Annotated in this window: 17 protein-coding genes; 1 reads left to right on the forward strand and 16 read right to left on the reverse strand. The window is 52.5% G+C overall.

The features are described 5' to 3' along the window. Positions 1-106: 106 nt before the first annotated feature. Entirely contained in the window at positions 107-3,244 is a 3,138-nt protein-coding gene (locus ACJJID_RS07740) for a TonB-dependent receptor (protein WP_444922209.1), read from the forward strand. 76 nt (positions 3,245-3,320) lie between these two features. Here the strand turns inward: ACJJID_RS07740 and ACJJID_RS07745 are convergent, their stop codons facing one another. The 16 genes from ACJJID_RS07745 to ACJJID_RS07820 all read right to left on the reverse strand — a co-directional run bounded on the left by ACJJID_RS07745 (position 3,321) and on the right by ACJJID_RS07820 (position 19,142). Next, positions 3,321-5,531 (reverse strand): response regulator, encoded by a 2,211-nt coding sequence (locus ACJJID_RS07745; protein ID WP_152453642.1) that lies wholly within the window; start codon positions 5,529-5,531, stop codon positions 3,321-3,323. Positions 5,532-5,575: 44 nt separating this feature from the next. Beyond that, positions 5,576-5,779, reverse strand: a complete 204-nt coding sequence (locus ACJJID_RS07750; protein WP_152453643.1) for a DUF2788 domain-containing protein — start codon at positions 5,777-5,779, stop codon at positions 5,576-5,578. A gap of 104 nt (positions 5,780-5,883) precedes the next feature. After that, a complete protein-coding gene (locus tag ACJJID_RS07755; protein ID WP_152453644.1) occupies positions 5,884-6,156 on the reverse strand; it encodes an acetyltransferase in 273 nt (90 codons plus the stop codon). Positions 6,157-6,382: 226 nt separating this feature from the next. After that, positions 6,383-6,868 carry a type II secretion system protein GspM gene (gene gspM / locus ACJJID_RS07760; RefSeq protein ID WP_444922210.1) on the reverse strand — a complete coding sequence of 162 codons (486 nt, stop codon included), beginning with the start codon at positions 6,866-6,868 and terminating at the stop codon, positions 6,383-6,385. A 43-nt stretch (positions 6,869-6,911) separates the two neighbouring features. Beyond that, positions 6,912-8,255, reverse strand: coding sequence for a type II secretion system protein GspL (gene gspL, locus ACJJID_RS07765; RefSeq protein WP_444922211.1), 1,344 nt, complete (start codon positions 8,253-8,255; stop codon positions 6,912-6,914). 13 nt (positions 8,256-8,268) lie between these two features. Beyond that, a complete protein-coding gene (gene gspK, locus ACJJID_RS07770) occupies positions 8,269-9,285 on the reverse strand; it encodes a type II secretion system minor pseudopilin GspK (RefSeq protein WP_152453647.1) in 1,017 nt (338 codons plus the stop codon). Further along, on the reverse strand, positions 9,272-10,060 hold the full coding sequence (gspJ, locus tag ACJJID_RS07775; RefSeq protein WP_444922212.1) for a type II secretion system minor pseudopilin GspJ: 789 nt from the start codon (positions 10,058-10,060) through the stop codon (positions 9,272-9,274). The genes gspK and gspJ overlap by 14 nt, the downstream gene beginning before the upstream one ends. Positions 10,061-10,065: 5 nt before the next feature. Next, the gene (gene gspI / locus ACJJID_RS07780) at positions 10,066-10,449 is read right to left on the reverse strand and encodes a type II secretion system minor pseudopilin GspI (RefSeq protein WP_444922213.1); all 384 of its coding nucleotides are present in this window, start codon (positions 10,447-10,449) and stop codon (positions 10,066-10,068) included. Further along, entirely contained in the window at positions 10,439-11,026 is a 588-nt protein-coding gene (locus ACJJID_RS07785) for a prepilin-type N-terminal cleavage/methylation domain-containing protein (RefSeq protein ID WP_152453650.1), read from the reverse strand. Before ACJJID_RS07785 ends, gspI begins: the two co-directional genes overlap by 11 nt. A 20-nt stretch (positions 11,027-11,046) precedes the next feature. Continuing rightward, positions 11,047-11,475, reverse strand: coding sequence for a type II secretion system major pseudopilin GspG (gene gspG / locus ACJJID_RS07790; protein ID WP_152453651.1), 429 nt, complete (start codon positions 11,473-11,475; stop codon positions 11,047-11,049). 265 nt (positions 11,476-11,740) lie between these two features. Beyond that, positions 11,741-12,958, reverse strand: a complete 1,218-nt coding sequence (gene gspF / locus ACJJID_RS07795) for a type II secretion system inner membrane protein GspF (RefSeq protein WP_152453652.1) — start codon at positions 12,956-12,958, stop codon at positions 11,741-11,743. A 2-nt stretch (positions 12,959-12,960) separates the two neighbouring features. Then, positions 12,961-14,457 (reverse strand): type II secretion system ATPase GspE, encoded by a 1,497-nt coding sequence (gene gspE / locus ACJJID_RS07800; RefSeq protein ID WP_152453653.1) that lies wholly within the window; start codon positions 14,455-14,457, stop codon positions 12,961-12,963. After that, complete coding sequence (gene gspD / locus ACJJID_RS07805) at positions 14,454-16,493, reverse strand: type II secretion system secretin GspD (protein WP_444922214.1); 2,040 nt, start codon at positions 16,491-16,493, stop codon at positions 14,454-14,456. The genes gspE and gspD overlap by 4 nt, the downstream gene beginning before the upstream one ends. 57 nt (positions 16,494-16,550) lie before the next feature. Beyond that, positions 16,551-17,243: a type II secretion system protein N gene (locus ACJJID_RS07810; protein ID WP_444922215.1), complete on the reverse strand. Its 693-nt coding sequence runs from the start codon at positions 17,241-17,243 to the stop codon at positions 16,551-16,553. Between the two features lie 220 nt (positions 17,244-17,463). Continuing rightward, on the reverse strand, positions 17,464-18,393 hold the full coding sequence (locus ACJJID_RS07815; RefSeq protein WP_444922216.1) for an electron transfer flavoprotein subunit alpha/FixB family protein: 930 nt from the start codon (positions 18,391-18,393) through the stop codon (positions 17,464-17,466). Then, positions 18,393-19,142 (reverse strand): electron transfer flavoprotein subunit beta/FixA family protein, encoded by a 750-nt coding sequence (locus tag ACJJID_RS07820; RefSeq protein WP_444922217.1) that lies wholly within the window; start codon positions 19,140-19,142, stop codon positions 18,393-18,395. Before ACJJID_RS07820 ends, ACJJID_RS07815 begins: the two co-directional genes overlap by 1 nt. Between the last annotated feature and the right edge of the window lie 6 nt (positions 19,143-19,148).

Consider the following 19,148-nt stretch of genomic DNA (forward strand, 5'->3'; position numbering starts at 1 on the left):
CGCTAAAAAGCACACTGGCCGAGACCTGGGGAAGCGTCTCGGGAGCCGATTACAACCAGTACTCAAAAAGCCACGCTGATGGCTCATTCAAGACCAGGATTTAGTTATGAAACCTTCAATTTTTCGGCGCATGTGCTTATCCGCTGCGATCATCTCCGCGATTGGTTCAACACAAGTCTCTCATGCTCAAGAAACTGCCGCAGCCATCCGCGGTTCGATCACTGGTAATGGTGGCGAAGTAATCAGCAATGCGAAAGTAACAGTCATTCATACTCCTTCTAACAGCCGACGCACAACGCAGGTGGGAGAGTCCGGTCAGTTTAATTTAAATGGCCTTCGAGTTGGCGGCCCTTACACAGTGACGATTGAATCCGACCAAGGGAAAAGAGTAGTCGAAGATATCTACTTGTCCGTAGGCGATACCCTGCCCCTAATGCTAACCCTTGGCTCATCCAGCCTTGAAGAAGTCAGCGTGCTTGGCCAGGCTTTGAGCAGCTCTCGATTGGCAGTGGGCCCCTCTTCCCATTTCAACAGCGACGATTTAAAAAGTGCACCGACTGGTGGTCGTGATATCAAGGATCTGCTTCGCCTTGACCCGCGTGTTTACATTGATGAAGCCAATGCAGATTCCATTCAATGTGCGGGAGCCAACCCTCGCTTCAACAGCCTGACTGTTGACGGCGTGCGTATGAATGACAACTTTGGTTTGAATAGCAACGGCTATCCAACCGAACGTATGCCATTCTCCTATGACGCTATCGATCAGGTAGCGGTCGAGCTGGCCCCCTTTGATGTACAGTATGGCGGCTTCAGCGCTTGTAATATTAATGCAGTGACCAAGTCCGGCAGCAATGAGTGGCACGGTTCTATTTTCTATGACTATACCGATGATGGTTTTCGCGGGGACTCGTTAGAGGGAGAAGACATCAACGTCGCCAAGTTTGATGAAAAGCGATACAACGCAACCCTTGGCGGTGCCATTATCGAGGATAAGCTTTTCTTTTTTGCAGCCTATGAAAAACTCGATGGTGTAGCTACTTTTGACCGGGGCCCAGTTGGTAGCAATGCCGCTACTGAAGTCCAGGGCGTATCCCAGGCTCAACTGGACGAAATTGTACGAATTTCCAACGAGGTCTACGGTTACAACCCGGGCAGCTTACCCAGTAGTCTTCCGGAAGAAGATGAGAAACTGTTAGTCAAGTTCGACTGGAATATTTCTGAAAACCATCGCGCAGCATTGACTTACAACTACAACGATGGTTTTTCTATTGCCGAGGCCGATGGCGATCCTGATGAGCTGGAACTGTCCAATCACTACTATGAGCGCGGGGCAGAGCTGAACGCTTACGTCGTGCAGTTATTTTCAGACTGGAGTGACATCTTCTCTACTGAAATGAAGATTGGTTATTCCGAGCTGGATAACCGTCAGATTTCCCTGGGGGGGACTGATTTTGGTGAAGTACAAATCAGCACTTCCTACGATCATGACAACGATGGCAGTGACACAGATGCTACTGTTTATCTCGGTGCGGATGACTCCCGTCACGCCAACAAGCTGAGCTACGATAACCTGACCTTTAAACTCGCCGGCAAACTGCTTTTGGGTGAGCACAACCTGACTGCCGGCTACGAGCATGAAAATTTCGATATTTACAATCTGTTTATTCAGGAAGCTGCTGGTGAATATCGCTTTAGTAGTATTGAAAATTTTGAACAAGGCGTTGCCGATCGAATCATCTATGAAAATGCTTCCGGTACCAACAATATCCTGGATGCCGCCGCTGAATTTTCATACGATATCGACACTCTCTACGTGCAGGATGAGTACACTTTTGCCAACGTCGACCTCACAGTTATCGCGGGCCTGCGCTACGATCGCTACAGCAGCGATGACAAGCCTGTAGCCAATACTGATTTTAAAGCAGCTTATGGCTTCTCCAACCAACACACCATGGACGGTCTCGACCTTCTGCAACCCCGACTGGGTTTGAGCTGGAATGTCGATGACAATCTAGAGCTGCACGGTGGGGTTGGCCTCTACTCCGGTGGCAATCCGAACGTATGGATTTCCAACAACTACTCCAATAACGGCGTTATACAAATTGAGGCGAATGATTACAGTGGCACGCCTTTGTTTGACATGGATTGGACTGATAACGGCGCTCCAATTTTTGACGTACCACAGTCCCTCTACAATCAAGTTGCGAGTGGAGACGGCTCTTTAGGTGGCGTAAACATGATGGACCCAGACTTTGAGGTTCCATCAGTTTGGAAATATGCACTTGGCGGTAGCTATGAGTTTGAGTCTGGTTATCTACTCTCTGCAGACTATCTCTACAGCGACTATAACGATGCAGCCATTATTCAAGACCTGTCTTTAGAGCAGATTAGTACCGCAGCTGATGGCCGGCCTGTTTACGCCAACGCTAATGGCCGCAGAGGCGACTACATGCTCACCAATGTTAAGGGTGATTCCGGTTATTCCAGTGTTATCTCATTGGGGCTCAGTAAATCTTTCGACTTCGGTCTCAATGTAGCGGTGGGCTATGCCTATACCGATGCGGAAGATGTGAACCCTATGACCAGCTCAGTGGCCTATTCTAACTACACGACTATCGCCACCGTAGACGCCCAGGACCCAGGCACAGCAACTTCCAACTACGTGGTTCCTCACCGTTTTACTCTGAAGTTGGACTACGCCCGTGAGTTTCTTGCTGGATATGAAACTCGCTTTACCCTCTTTGGTAGCGCAAATGAAGGCGTTCCCTATTCCTACACCTTCTCCAATTATATCTTTGGTGATGGGGGGCGAGGCCGTGGTCTGCTCTATGTTCCAACAGGCTTAGACGATGCCAATGTTGTCTTTGGGGATGACTTCGATACCGACGCATTCTTCGCATGGGTCGATTCTGAAGACTTAGATAGCGGCACTATGGAGCGTAACTCCCTCAGCAGCGATTGGTGGAGCAAATTCGACCTGCGTGTTGATCAGGAGCTACCCGGCTGGCGCGCAGACGACAGACTCAATGCTTTCTTTGTTATCGAGAACCTTGGCAACCTGCTAAACGACGAATGGGGAGTAATGTACGAGGGTGCCTTCCCACGCTTCCAGGCTGCTGTAGATGCGAGCATTGATGAGCAGGGTCGCTTTGTATTTAACGAGTTCAACGATCCAGCTGGTCAAACCCGCGTTACAGACGCTTCTCTATGGAGCGCCCGTATGGGAATTCGCTACGAGTTCTAAGTACAAAAAAAGTCGCGGCAACTGCCGCGGCTTTTTCATTCTCACAACTCAGTATGACAGCCCTGCTCAAACGGATTTAAGCACTACCCAACCAACGGGCTAAAGTCTCCCGTAACAAATCCTTACTTAAGGGCTTGGTCAGGTAATCATCCATTCCCGCCGCCAAACAACGCCCTTCAAACTGCTCTTCCGTAGTACTGGTCAGAGCGACAATTGGCAATCGGTCATCGGGTCTGTGCTCTGTTTCCCAGCGGCGCAGCATCTCAATGATCTCGGCACTGTGATCGGTATTTTGTTGGCAGTCGACCAAAGCCAGGTCGTAATGTCCTTCTGACAGACGCGCCAAGGCCTCTTCACCGTCGCTGGCGATATCCACCTGGTATCCAAGTGCCTGTAACATTTCCTCCGTCACCCATTGGTGCGGACGAGAATCTTCCACTAATAGCAGGGAGTATTGCCGCGGTTGATCGGCGCCGCCTTTTACTACACGCCGGGTGGTTCGCTTGGCACCGCCAAAGATTCTCTCCACCAGGGTATCGTGCAACTCTTTTCGGGTTACCGGACGCCCCAGGTAAAGCGCCGAAGGAACAAGTCGTTGCAGTTGTGCGAAGGTGGACTTCTGGCCAAAACCGCCGAGGCATATCAGCGGACAATCCCGATCTTCGGCATGGGCCTTTTCAAAGAAAGGAGTTACAGACTCAAAAAGTATGTCATCCCCCATAGCAGGCACCAGCATTACCAACTGGCCACGTTCCAACGCCTGCTGAAGCAGCTGTTGTACCTCACACTCGCAGCCTTCGCACCAGCGCTGGGATTTCACATCCATACCAAAGGAACGCAACATCTGAACCAGACCGGAAATAAATAGACCTTTCTGGTGAATCAGCAAAATCTCACTATCCTGCAAACGCCGATCTGGAGTGAGGTAAGTACGCTGATTGGGTTCGATGCTGAACTTGACGACCGCCTGGTAGCGATTGCCATCCTGGTTGGAATGCAGTTGCAGGTAGCCCCCCATTGCCTCCGCCAGTCCCTTTGCGATGGAGAGGCCGAGGCCTGTAGTCACCTGATTGGTATCCATCCTGGAAAAAGCACCGAATAATTCACTTTCATCGGGCAGGATTTCACCGCGGCCGTCATCTCTCAGGGTAATACTCAGCTGTCCCTCTACCGAAGTGATTGGGGTAAAACTCACTTCGCCCCACAATTCTCCGCGCTGGGCGATACCTGTAGCAGAGTCCACCAGATTGCGAATCAGCTGCGCTGTCTTGCGGTTATCCCCGGTGACCATCACCGGCAGGCTGTCATCAATCTGGAAATTGAATTCCAGGGCCTGGCTGTGTGCGGCCCGCGCAGCAAATTTGAAAGACTTCTCAATCGTTTTCACCAGGTTAAATGGCCCCTGGCGCATACGGATATCCTTGCGGGCAACACGGGTAAACAGGCCTACATTATCGACCAGTTTGAGCTGCTGGCTGCTGGCGGTTTTTGCCAGCCCTACCCACTCTTTTTGTCGCTCACTGAGGGGTTCCGCTTCCAGCAAAGAGAGAGCGCCCAACGCATCAGACAATTGGCTGCGGAATTCCTGACCAATGTTTGCGATAAATTCATTGGTCAATTCAACTGCCGCTTCCGAGTGCTTGCGCGCAGCTGCGAGGCTACTGGCGCGCTGCTGTAGCTCTTGCATCGCCGACAGTCGCTCCCAGTAGTTTTCTGACTCTCGCCGCCCCTGATGTGCAGTCAACCAGATAAAAGCCAGTGTCAGGGTGCCGTAAATAGTGCCGAGGATCATGCCGGAAAAGAGTGCCATGAGCGCAGCTGGCAGCAGGGAAGTCACCGTAAACCAGGTGAGAAAGCGATGATAGGGTGAGAATACCGTGGTTACACTAGAGCAAAAGATAACGGAGTAGATCCACAGGAAGTGGGTCTCTGGAGCAAACCCCATCAGGTAGACAAAATAGAAAAGCGTGAGACCCCACCAGATGGAGCCGAGAATCGAAACGAAAAAATAATGATTTCGCCAGCGATTTGGCCCCGAACTATACAGATGACCAAAACGGAATACGTAGTAACCACGAATCAGCGTAATTACCACGAGCCCTGCCCCCAGGATCAATAACAATCGCGGGGCTTCCAGACGCATGTCACCGATGGTGGCCGCGATTAAAAAGGCACAGAAGGAAAGCACCATACCCCGCCGGCTGTATTTGGCAATACGCATATCGGTGGCACGGCAGATGCGTCTATCCTTTTGCACCTTGAGTTCAGGGCGATCAAATAATGTCATAGCGACCTTCCCTGGAGCATTGGGTATCCGGTGACATAGAGGCCCTAGCCTATCCCAAGTACTTCAACCAGTACTGTTTTTATAATAAACCCGAGCAATCCAAGGCCCAGTGCGGTGAACAGGATAAAGGTACCAAACCTACCCGCTTTAGAATCCTTAGCCAGGTTCCAGACGATAAACACCATGAATAGGATAAGGGCGCCGATTCCCAACCACAGGGAATACTCTTCAAACTGCTCAAAAGTCATGCAAATCTTCGCTTATAAAAATTGGCGCGCATTGTACAGCGCTTACCAGCTACTGGTAAGACTTGGCCAAATAGTCCAGGATACCACTTCATATGACTGGCAGTTCAGGCACCCTGATAATAGTCTCCATCCTCCTGGGCGTGGGTACCACAGCGCAAACGTCGAACCTCCTTCTCACGATAGCGGCTGTCATGCCAACATCTGGGCAGTGGCTCCCCAGACAGAAAACACAGGTCTGTCTTGTCGAAAACCTCAGGATCTTGAATTTCCTCCCCCCACAAGTAACGACCGACAACCGTCAGTTCATAAGGGTTGGAGAGTGTGACAACATCGGCCACTTCAACCAAGTGCTTGGTGTTTACATCTTTGAAAAGCATGGTGGCACCCTTTTCCACTTTCTGACTTCAGTATAGGGCTTTTGACGACAGTTCTGGCTAAATCAGAGGGAATGGGCTGAAAGTGAGATAGAGAAGCTTCTTTTTGTCTGAAAACAGTACTTTGTTGTAGAGAGGAGGATTTCGGTAGAACGTATTCTGAACACCAGAGAAAGGCCAGATTTCCTCTCCGACTTTCCCCATCTCTATATCTTTGGTAGAGCCACCCTTAACCTTCAATAGTCAAGCGCGCGGAGACCATACCCTGCTCCTGCAGGGCATCCAGGTTGATAGTGCGAACACCCAGCTGCTCTTTCATCAGCTGGTTCAACCAGGGTTGAAGATCCTGATAGCGTACTTCTTCAACCCATAGGCGAATACGATTCTCTCCCTCAGGCTCAAAACGCTTAATGGTGACCCGGTTTTGCTTGGCCGCATTGGTCACCCGCTGTAACAGGGTGCCGGAAGCCTGGCCGCCACCACCATTGGGCTGGATGCGGGAGAGTACGGGGCGCTGGGACTCCATCCATTGAACCAACTCTTTCGAGTCTTCTGCACGCGCACGGGATTCATCGAAAAAGCTTTTGGCCGGACTGAACAGGCCGTAGACAATAAAAATTCCGCCTGCGAACAGGCCAAGGAGTGTCAGGGCACGTTGATCGCTGGGGGACAGCGCTTGCCACTTCTGTTTCCACTGCTCAATTTGTTCTTTCATGCTGCTATAACTACCAAATTCTTTTGCCTTTTACCCTGTGCCTTTAGCGCACGCGTACCCGTCCGGAAACGCCTTCCTTCAATTCATTGGCACCGAGCAGATCAGCACGCAGTCCATTACCGGAGAGCTTGCTAACAAAAGTGTCCAAGTCCGAGAGATTTTGCGCTTTCAGCTGTAATACCATTTCACCGCGCTGGCCATCAAAGCGCAGGGATTGCAGCTGCAGCTCTTTACCCCGTTGCTCAGTCCAAACTTTACTGAGCTGTTGCATATGCGTAGTAAAGGCGCCGCCCTGATTTCCCGCGCTCTTTAAGAAACCATTAAGTTGTCGGCGCAGCTGAGCCGAGGGCCGAACGTTGGGGAACATCTCTGTGAACATTGCGCGAGCCTGCTCCTCGGCCTGCTCCGCCTGCCAGTGGTAATAGGCACCCGCACCGACAAAGAAAAGCAGCTGGGCTGCAAAACAAAAAACGGCCACTTTTGCCGGCTTTACCCACCACACAGACTCGGTTTTGCCGCTGGCTAGCTGGTAATCGCCACTCAGCAAATTGCTGAGTTTGCCAGGCTTGTAACGCTCCAGAAAAATTTCTTCTGGAGAGCGCTTATTCATCTGTAGGCGATCGGCAAAAAGAGACTCAAGCTCCGCTACAACAAGGCCATCCTCTTCGCCAGCGCCCAATAACAGCAGTTTTTTCCCCTCAGCTTCTTCATCGGTTCCTTCTGCATCGGCTCCAACTTCAGCAGATACAACCTCTCCGAGCAAGGAGCCAAGTAGTGGCTGGAGGTACTCACGGCGGATCGATAACCCTTGACCGCTCGATTGCCACACATGGGCCTGGTCTCCATCGAGCCACAGGGAGACATCACTCTCTAACAGGTCCAGTAATAAGTATTCCGGTAGCGCCGCAACCAACGGCCAGTTGAGCCGCTCAATCTGGCTGTGCAAGATTTCCATTTTGTCCTTGGAAATCGCATAAATACTACAGATATCGCCATTGCGCGGTGTGCAGACAAAGTGCAGGTCTTCCACATCCTCCGCGAGCTGTTCTTCCACCATATAGCCAATGGCATTGGCCTGGCGTCTGGCCGCCTTGGGAATAGACTCAACGCCACTCCAGACCCAATTACCGGGTAAAAGCAGTAGCGCTTTACTGCCCTCTGGCAGGTTCAGTGACGGATGGATGTCGGGTACGGCCGAGACTTCTAAATCTGGATTAAAAGCCGAGAGGAATTGATCGTCTAAAGCGGCTTCACGCCAAACGCCACCCTCCCATTGATGCAGAGCGAGCCCATTGGCGCTAGTTTCAGTGAGCCGCAGCAGAACCAAAGCCGGCTTGGGTGGCACTGCAGGCATGCCGATTTCATTTACGCTTTTCTTTTTAAACATACAATCTTATTGGCTATCTACTATCTTCACTCGCTGCGGTGCCATCGTAGTCGAGTAACTCCTGCATCATTGCACCAGAAAAAGTGCGGCGCTGGCGCTGCACAACTTTAACTTCACCATCCCCTGCCTCATCAAGCCAGAGGGCCGTCTCCCAGTACTGGCGATAGTCTTCGCTATCTCCGAGTTGGACAGCTATACGCGCCAGAAAGTGCTGGCTGTGAAACATAAACTGGTTGGTTTTGGTGATGTTATAAGAGGATAAATCTCCCGACTGGCTGAGAATGCCGCCGGATTCACGAAACTGCAGTAACTTGCTCACGCTCGCGGAAGAGTCCACCGCCTCAATGAGCTCCTGAGAAGCCAGGTTGATATTAATCTTGGTCTCGGTTTCTGGTAGCGCACAGAGGAATGGGGCCAGTTTTTGCCAGTCCTCCAATTCCATTTCCTGCACAGAAGACAGTTCTGATATGTCACTGATCAGGGTATCTGGGGTGCGGTGAGCAAGGTCTCTACCGAGATAACCATCATCCTCTGTTGCGGAAGAGCGCGGTGTATCGTTGTCATCCATCCAGTCGGCAATAATTCCGGCCAGATCAGATTTCCCAGTGACATTGCTTACCAGCCTGCGAAAGATTTCAAACTGGTCATTGCCATTACTGCTGGAAACCAGATTATTTACATTGAAGCAGGAGTTTAAGTCTTTGATATTTATCCGGATTTTTCCGTTATCGGGATTGAACTGCAACGCTGGTGAAGCCCAGGCCTCCAGGGCATGATCGGCGGGCTCCGCCGCGTCTTTATCCTCTTCAAAATCCTTGAGCAGCGCGACCCTACTCCAGGCTTCGGCACCGGCGACAAACTCGGCCAATTGCGTGTTGGCCAAAAGAGCGCCACTTCGGGTAATGGAAATCTGGTCGCGGGTTATGGCGTGCGAGACCAGGGCAATTGCAATCACCATCACGAGTAAAACGGTAATTAAGGCCACGCCCCGCTGGCGGCGAAAAGTCTTTATCGACTTAGAGCCGCTCATCGTTACCACCTCCGCCGGAATTATTCCCACCTGAATTGCCGCCGTTTGAGTTGTTCCCCCCTCCAGTGCCACCGCTGCCGGAATTAGCTCCAGGAGGACTGAACTCTACAGTTGAGAAGGAAAATACACGGCGAATTTCACCGTACTGACGGGTCATTAATACGAACTCGATAGCCTTTGGCAGGCGGCTATCTGCACTGGTAGAAGATGCTGTAGTACCGGCTGGCGGCCACTGGGCAACCCAGGCATCTGAGTTAGGATCAAAGTACTGCAAAGTCAGGCTCTCAACCCCGGTTAGCAGTGGTTCGACAATGGGTTCTGAATCCGGTCCGCGATCCAGTACCTGCCAGCGGCTGCGCAACAACAGGGCCCCGGTATCTTCCTCTTCCGAAAAGGAGCTGCGTTCATCACTCTCGGGGTAACCGATACTGTAACCCAGCCGCTGAAGCTCTCCTCGAGGTTCGGCGGTCAGATTTGCCGCCCCCAGGCGGGTAAATTCGAACTCATCCTGATCACCGCGAAAAGCAGGCTCATAACCCGTATAGGCATTCTTGACCGGTCGCGCCGTAACCTGACGCAGGTCATCTTCCAGGCGATAGAGCGCCATGGAAAAACGGCGTAACTCTTCTGCACGTCGCTCAACAACGCTATCGGTATTGTGAAATATCTCCAGAAGGGAAAATGAGCCGACACTAATGATCGCCACCAGTACCAGTACAACGAGCACCTCAACCAAGGTAAAGCCGGACTGACCTTTTATTTGGGGAATCTGCATCGAAGCTACTCCTCCGCCGCCCAGGCATCCAAGGTTAGGGTTGGATTTTCGGCATCGGGATAACCCACTTTAATAATGATATGGCGCAGACGTTCTTCACTGGTCGCCTCCACCTTTGCAGTCACTTCCCAGTCCCTCCCGGCAAAGGACACTTCATCCTTTTTCTCACCAATGGGTGGCCAGGGAGTTTGCACACGAACTTGTGAGAGTATCTGTTGCGCCACCCAGTTGGCAGCGAGCCGCTCCTCCATCACCCGCTGGCGCTGGACACTGCTCTGCATGGTGCGCAACACACTGGCAGCGATTACCCCAAAGATAACTAGGGCAATCAAAACCTCTACCAGGGTAAAACCACCCTGGCGATTCATGGTCTTGCACTTAAAGGTCATCGGCTTGCCACTCTAACTGCAAACCGTACAGGCTGCTGTAGGAAATTGTTGCGCCACGGGCATAGTCGCCATCCTCGATTAGGAATACTGCCAACTTCACCGGTAGAACTTCACCACTCGATAAGGCAACGAACTGTGGCTTAAGATTTTCTTCGTCGCCCTGCTCTTCGGCAAACTCGGTAGATTGAGTTGAAGGGAGTTCTGCCTCTTCAAGAACTTCAAGGCGCACAATTGCAGGGAATTCATGGGCCGCAAAGCGCTGACTGCGCCTGCCGGCGGCAGCCATATCGGGCGCTACCCAAGTCATGGTAGTGGGGTCAAACCGCACCACGGTATAAGATTCCGGTTCAAGAACGACACCGTAGTGGGCTTTATCGATCAAGGCCCGATCGGCGACTAGCTGTAACAGGGCGGAGAGACGCTGAGTCTCCCCCTCCCACACACGTGCCCCGGAACTACCCAGGGACATCACGGCCATCCCAGCCAAGCTGGCAATGATTACAATCACCACCAATATCTCGACCAGTGTGAAACCGCGATTACGCTTGAGCCCCGTGAGAGCAAGTCGCTTGTACATCGAGTGCTATTGGACCCGGATTACAGATCAGCGGCAAAAATATCGGCGGCCTCACCTTCCCCACCAGGCTTGCCATCGGCACCCAGAGAGAACAAGTCGAAAGCACCGTTACTGCCAGGGCTGATGTACTGATAAGCGTTACCCCAAGGATCCTTGGGCGCTTTCTTCAAGTAAGGTTCATTCCAGTTTTTGGCTTCAGGGAAACCGGACGGGCGTGTCACCAGAGCTTCCAGGCCTTGGTCGGAACTTGGGTAAACGAAGTTGTCCATGCGGTACATGTCGAGGGCGGTCTCGATAGCGCGAAGGTCAACGCGGGCTGCCTTCATGCGGGCCTCACCAGTTTTGCCCAAAACACTGGGGACCACCATGGCGCCGAGAACACCAAGGATCACAATCACCACCATGACTTCAATCAAGGTGAAGCCACCACTTCTACGTAGGTTTCGCATTTTTCTCTCCAAGTTCAGCTGAAAGCTGGGAACCCCCAGGGCCACGAAGGGAATCGTGACCCCAATTTAAAAATATTCAGTTTTTGTAAAAAGAGACTATCTACATTTTCAAAGCAGTAAGAAGCCGAGCACCCCTACTAAACCAAGACCAATAAGCACCCTTGAGGCCTCGCGTAGGGTAAAGCCACGGCTGTTTAGTAAGGATTTCATCTTCCCCTCCTAAATAACCTGCATCCAGAATCTATGGACTTCACTACTTTGAGCTCTACATAGCCAGTTCGTTCATGCTCATGATTGGCATCATGATAGCCATCACGATAAATAGTACGATAGCGGCCATAACAAGCAACATCAGCGGTTCGAACAAGCTCACAAAAGCAGTCACCGCCCCCTGAAGGTCTTGCTCCTGAGACTCCGCGGCCCTCTGCAGCATTTCGTCCAGGGTGCCGGAAGATTCACCACTGGCGATCATATAGATCATCATTGGTGGGAAATAGCCAATATCTTCCATGGCTCGGTGCAAACTACCGCCTTCACGCACCGTCTTCTGTGCAGTTTCCAGGCGATCTTTCAAGAACTCATTGGTCATAACCCCGCGAGCAATACCCATCGCTTGTACCAGAGGGACACTACTACCGGTTAGGATCGCCAAGGTGCCCACATAGCGCGCACTTTGCGCACCGCGCACCATCCAGCCAATAACGGGAAGCTCCAACAGACGGTGGTGAAACTTAAATTTGATCGCGGGGCGGCGCAGCATAATGACCACACCAGCAATAATGGCGCCCAGCGCTGGGGGTACCAGCCAACCCCAGGCGGCAATAAAGTCACTCAGTGATACCAGTATTCGAGTGGGCAGCGGCAAAATTTGTCCGGTGCCTGTGAAGACCTCAATGACATCCGGCACCACATAAACCATCAGGCCAGTAACCACGAGGACACAGATAAAGACCAATACCATGGGGTAAATCAGTGCCAATTGCACTTTCTGGCGAAACTGCTGCTGCCCCTCGGTGTAGTCTCCCAAGCGTTCCAGCACCGCATCCAGGTGCCCGGAGTGCTCACCGGCTTCCACCGTAGCCCGGTAGAGCTTAGGGAAAGCCTTGGGAAAGCAACCCAGGGCCTGGGCAAAACTGTGGCCCTCCAGAATCTTGCCGCGCACTGCCAGTACTACACGCCGGATCTTTTGGTTGCGGGTCTGATTGGCAATTGCTCCCAGGGTTTCCTCCAAAGGAATACCAGCACGCAACAGAGTGGCGATCTGGCGGGTGAGCAGGGCCAGGTTTTTAATACTGAGCCCGGGACTTCCGGACATAAAGGCGCCAGCGCTCTTCTCGGATTGCTCTGCAGCTGGCGCGACATCCAAAGGCACCATGCCTTTAGCGCGCAACTGCTGTCGCGCGGAGCGGGCGCTATCCGCCTCGAGGGTTCCTTTGCTCTTCCGACCCGATGCCGCCAGGGCGGTGTATTCAAATGCTGCCACTATCAGGACTCCTGGGTTACCCGCATCACTTCTTCGAGGGAAGTCCTGCCCGCCAAGATCTTGGCGACACCATCATCGCGGATACTTGGCCCGAGCTTGCGCGCCTCTGCCACCAACTTACTTTCGGAGGCGCGATCATGAATCAACTGGCGCATGATTTCATTGAGTGGCACCAGTTCGTAGATACCGATTCGACCCACATAGCCGGTATGGTTGCAATCATCACAACCCTTGGGACGGTAGATAAGGGCATCATCACCGGGTGCAACACCGAGCACCGCCCTTTCCCCCTCGTCGGGGATATGGGGCTGCTTACAGGTGGGACAAAGTACCCTGACCAGGCGCTGTGCGAGAACTCCGATCAAACTGGAGGACAGCAAGAATGGTTCGATGCCCATGTCCATCAGGCGGGTAACAGCACCAAGCGCGGTATTGGTATGCAGGGTCGAGAGTACCAAGTGACCTGTCAAACTCGCCTGGATGGCGATCTGCATAGTTTCAAGGTCGCGGATCTCACCAATCATCACCACATCCGGGTCCTGACGCAAAATTGCGCGCAAGCCCCGTGCAAACGTCATATCTGCCTTAGTGTTCACCTGAGTCTGTCCAACCCCTTCCAGGTTGTATTCGACCGGGTCTTCCACCGTCAGAATATTTTTTTCGCGACTGTTGATACTGCCGAGACCGGCATAGAGGGTGGTCGTTTTACCCGAGCCCGTCGGGCCCGTAACCAGAATAATGCCGTGGGGGTGGGCCAATAGCTCAGTCATAACACTGAGATCCCGTTCGGACATACCCAGCTTGGTTAGGTCCATCTTCCCCGCCTGCTTGTCGAGCAGACGCATCACCACACGCTCGCCAGCCGAAGATGGCATGGTGGAAACACGTACATCCACTTCGCGCCCGGCCATCAACAGTGAAATACGGCCATCTTGTGGAATACGCTTTTCGGCGATATCCAGCTTGGCCATCACCTTGATACGGGAAACCAACAGCGGTGCCAAGGCGCGCCGGGGCTGCAGTACTTCACGCAGTACACCATCAACCCGGAAACGCACCACCAAACGTTTTTCGAAGGTCTCAATATGAATATCCGAAGCGCCCTGCTTCAGGGACTCCGCAAATATCGCATTGATCAACTTAACGATGGGCGCATCGTCTTCCTGCTCCAGCAGGTCTTCTGTTTCCGGCAGTGAATCTACCACCGCAGCCAAGTCCAAGTCGTCGCCCAACCCCTCTACTTCAGAGAGGTTACCGCCTTCACGGTTTTCGTAGAGGCGCTGTAGCGCCACCTGGAAAATCTCATCTTCCACCGACTCCAGGCTAACCGCACCGCCATTGATACGCTGCACCTCTGCAATCGCAGAGGGGCTCAGCGGTGCAACGTATTGGCACAGCGGGCGCCCCTCCTGCTCCAGTAGCAGGACCTTGTGGCGCTTGGCGAAAGCATATGGAAGGCGACGAATTGCTGGAGTCCCTGTTCCTGTATCAACCGTCATTTAGATTCTTCTACCTCCAGCACCTCAACCTCACCGTCCAATACCTCAACCTCGCCAGGCATTCCCTCCAGGGCATCTTCCAGGTTATCGACGGCATTGATAGAACCATCTACCGGCGCTGGGCTCTCGTTATAGGTGCCAGTCGGCGGCATCAAGTCAGGCAGTGCATCACCGCGGTGCCAATCCCACAGCAGGCTGGTTCTGTCTTTCAAGAAGATCTGCTTCTGCTGCATATCCATGTAGCGCTTGCGGGTTTCTTCGTAGCCAGCCACCTGGGTGCTCAGGATTTTCGGCTTCAGGAACACCATCAGGTTGGTCTTTTGGACATCCTTCTTGTTGTTACGGAATAAGCGGCCAATCCCTGGGATATCTCCCAGCAAGGGTACCTTTTGAACGGAATCAGTCACTCGATCCTCAATCAACCCACCCAATACTAAAATCGCACCGTCATCAATCAATACCTTGGTGCGGATCTCGCGCTTACTGGTGATGATATCCGAGGCCCCGACCGCTGCATCAGCTGCGGCGGAAAGCAGGTTTTCAACCTTTTGCTCAATTTCGAGGGTTACCGAGTTGTTGTTGTTCACTCGCGGAGTAACTTTGAGGGTGGTACCAATATCTTCACGCTGGATCGTGGTGAAAGGATCATCATTACTGCCGGACAACAGTTGCTCACCAGTAATAAATGGTACGTTCTGACCGACGAGGATTTCGGCTTCCTCGTTATCCAAAGCCATAATGGTTGGCGTAGACAGAATATTGGTGTTACCGGCTGTGGCAAGCGCGTTCACTGCAACCCGCAGATCGGTGCCACTCAGATACCCCAAGTGCAATGCGTTAGCACCAGTTAAGCTCTCCAAAGGCAGTGAGAAGGGGTTGATATTATCGTCACCATCTTTTGCTGGCAGGTTGTTCCAACCAGCAACAAGGTTTTCATCACCCGTAATCCAGCTGATACCCAGTTCGTTATTGGTATCCTCATTCACCTCGACAATAATCGCCTCAATCAGCACCTGGGCACGACGCACATCCAAGCGCGCAATAACGCCTTTCATCGTTTCCAGCAATGCCGGGGGTGCAGTGAGAACCAGGGCATTGAGAGATTCGTTGACCTGAATGCTGACTTCAACATTCGCAGCCTGCTGGTCTTTCTCCGTATTCTGGATACTGCCGCTCATACCTTCCAATATCGGCTTAAGGTCAGCGGCATTAGCATATTGGATATAAACCACAGCCGTGTTGCCGTCGCCATCCAGCGGCTGATCCAATCGGCCAATAACAGTACGAATTTGTTGGCGAGTTACCGGGTCGCCAGTCAATAGCACGCTGTTGGATCGCTCATCCACTGCGATACGCAGCGGCTGAACTTCTTGGCCTGCACCTTTACCTCCAGACGCCTGCAGCAAGTCATTGAGGATTTGCTTAACCTCTTTGGCGGAGGCAAACATCAAGGGAACCACTTCAATATCAATCGCACCGGCGCGGTCCAGCTGATCGACCAAGCGTACAATCTGGTCAATATTTGCCGCACGATCGGCAATGATCAGGGTGTTGGTATCGGCATAAGCTGCCAAGTGGCCGGTCTGGGGAATCAGCGGGCGCAACATGGCAATCAACTGGGAAGCGGAGATGTTTTCAACCCGAACCGTGCGGACAACCAGGGATTCGGCCGGAGCGCGGGTGTTTTCATCGGCAACAGGAATTGCCTGTTGTTTAGCGAGCGCATCGGGTACCACTTTCCAGGTACCGCCCTGCTCTACCAGGCTGAAACCGTTTACCTGAAGCACCGACATAAAAACATCGAAAGCTTCATCGTGTGTCATAGGGTCACCGGCAACGACGGTGACTTTCCCTTTTACATTGGGGTGGACAATAATATTTTTGCCGGTGAAATCGGCTGCCCAGTTAATCAGGTCGCGAACATCGGCATTGTCGAGAGAGAGGGTAACTCTCTCCGAGCCTTGAGCCAGCGTTGCAGTAGACACAAAAAAACCAAACCCGACCGCAATCAGCCGTCGATAAAACATCTTCATCATTATTTATCTGGCTCTAGTAAATGTTCAAAAAACTCAAAACAATCTAGTTAGACAGTTTTATTGGGGCTGGCGCTGAGCACGACGCTCACGGGCCAATTCACGCAGCTTTTCCATCCGCTCTCGAATACTTTCCTGGCTCGCTTCACGTCTCGAAGAACTTCTCGTACTACTGCTCTGCCTGGACTTATTTGACAGGCTTGAATAATTTCTCAACGGAACATTCGGGCGTCCGTCCATCTCTGGATATGTCAGTTTTTCCATCCTGCCATTACGACGAAGAACTACATGGTCTACCTCAACAGAATAAAGTTCGGCGCCACCGGGTAGGGAGTCGCCCACAAACAATCGCTGAGCAGGCTTGCCCTTCTCGGCAACCAAGGCACTGGCCTTACTCTTATCTGAATTATCCAAAACCCCGGAAAGAACAATATTCAGCTGGGTTACAGGGAGGTTAGAGAGATCCACCTCTGGGATAGCTTCTTGCTTCTTGGCTTCGGCATAGCCGAAGAAGGGAGTATTCGGTATGGAAGCTGCCTGAGGGGCACTTACCCGACTATCGTTACGCTCGGCAAGTAGAGACTCCTCCGGCTCCGAGGGAATCAACAATGCGCCATAGGCAAGCAGATTGCCAGACACCCAAAGTAGTCCCACTGCGGATGCTGCCATGGTGCCGCGAGAGAATGATCTTCGCGAATCGCCCTGGCCAAGGCCGTTACCTACTGAGCCAATGGCTCGCTTTAATGGGGACATGAACATACCCACGTACAAGTTCAACTTTCTTAGGTTATTGGTTTTTGACGCCTATTTTGTTGCCTCTGCCTCTGAAAGGCAACGCTCCTGCCCAGTTAAACGTTGCAAACCATCACTTCGTCCCCGAAATTGCACACTAGTTCCGTAGTCCAGAAGCCAAAAATGAGAAAAGGCGGCAATACGCCGCCTTTTCAATACTGATCAGTATACTAATCAGGAATTACAGCTTTGCTTCAAGCTCGGGGACCGCTTCAAACAAATCAGCCACCAGGCCGTAATCAGCAACAGAGAAGATTGGAGCTTCTTCATCTTTGTTGATGGCCACGATAACCTTGGAATCCTTCATACCGGCCAAGTGCTGGATAGCGCCGGAGATACCAACAGCGATATACAGGTCGGGAGCGACGATCTTACCGGTTTGACCAACCTGCATGTCGTTGGGCACAAATCCAGCATCTACCGCAGCGCGCGAGGCACCAACCGCCGCACCCAGCTTGTCTGCCAACTTGTACAACATCTCGAAGTTTTCGCCATTCTGCATACCGCGACCACCGGATACGACCACGCTAGCGGCGGTCAGTTCTGGGCGATCGGACTTGGCGAGCTCTTCACCTACAAAGGATGAGACACCAGCGTCGTCTGCAATATCCACAGACTCAACAGCCGCGCTACCGCCTTCTGCAGCAACCGCGTCGAAAGCAGTGGTGCGAACGGAAATCACCTTGATGGCATCAGAGCTATGCACGGTCGCGATCACGTTACCAGCGTAGATTGGACGTTTGAAAGTGTCGGCGCTCTCTACGAAGATGATGTCGGAGATCGGCTGAACATCCAGCAGCGCAGCGGCGCGCGGCAGCATGTTTTTACCAGTGGTGGTAGCGGGAGCCAGGATGTGACCGTAGTCTTTACCCAGATCAGCAACCAGCTTGGCAACGTTTTCAGCCAGCTGGTGCTCATAGGCAGCATTGTCAGCCAGCAATACTTTGCTAACGCCCTCAGCTTTGGCCGCGGCGTCAGCAACGGCAGAACAACCCGCGCCAGCAACCAGAACGGCGATGTCACCACCGATAGCTTTAGCCGCGGCAATAGTGTTGAGCGTGGCGCCCTTCAGTTCGGCGTTGTCGTGTTCAGCAATAACCAGGATGCTCATCAGATTACCTTCGCCTCGTTTTTCAGTTTCTCTACCAGTTCCGCAACGTCGGCAACTTTAACGCCAGCCTGACGCTCAGCCGGTGGCTCAACTTTCAGGGTTTTAGTGCGCGGAGTGATATCTACACCCAACTCATCAGGGGTGGTGGTGTCGAGAGGCTTCTTTTTAGCCTTCATAATATTCGGCAGAGACGCGTAGCGCGGCTCGTTCAGACGCAGGTCAGTGGTCACGATAGCCGGCAGTTTCAGCTCTACAGTCTGCAGGCCGCCATCGATTTCACGAGTCACTTTCACAGCGTCGCCTTCAACAACCACTTCGGAAGCGAAGGTGCCCTGCCCCATGCCAGTCAAGGCGCCCAGCATCTGGCCGGTTTGGTTGTTGTCGCCATCAATAGACTGCTTGCCGAGAATAACCATTTGTGGCTCTTCTTTATCGACAATCGCCTTCAGGCATTTGGCTACAGCCAGAGGCTGCAGTTCGGCATCGGCCTCAACCAGAATGCCTCGGTCGGCTCCCAGGGCCAGTGCTGTGCGGATTTGCTCCTGGCTCTGCTTGGGCCCCATGGAAACGGCGACTATCTCGCTAACAACGCCTTTTTCCTTCAAGCGAACCGCCTCTTCTACTGCGATTTCGCAGAAGGGGTTGATAGACATTTTGACGTTGGCGGTATCAACGTCAGTGCCGTCCGCCTTGGGGCGAACCTTGACGTTGTAGTCGACAACGCGTTTCACAGCTACAAGAACTTTCATGGAAAT

It is taken from the genome of Microbulbifer sp. CnH-101-G, from assembly GCF_052466775.1.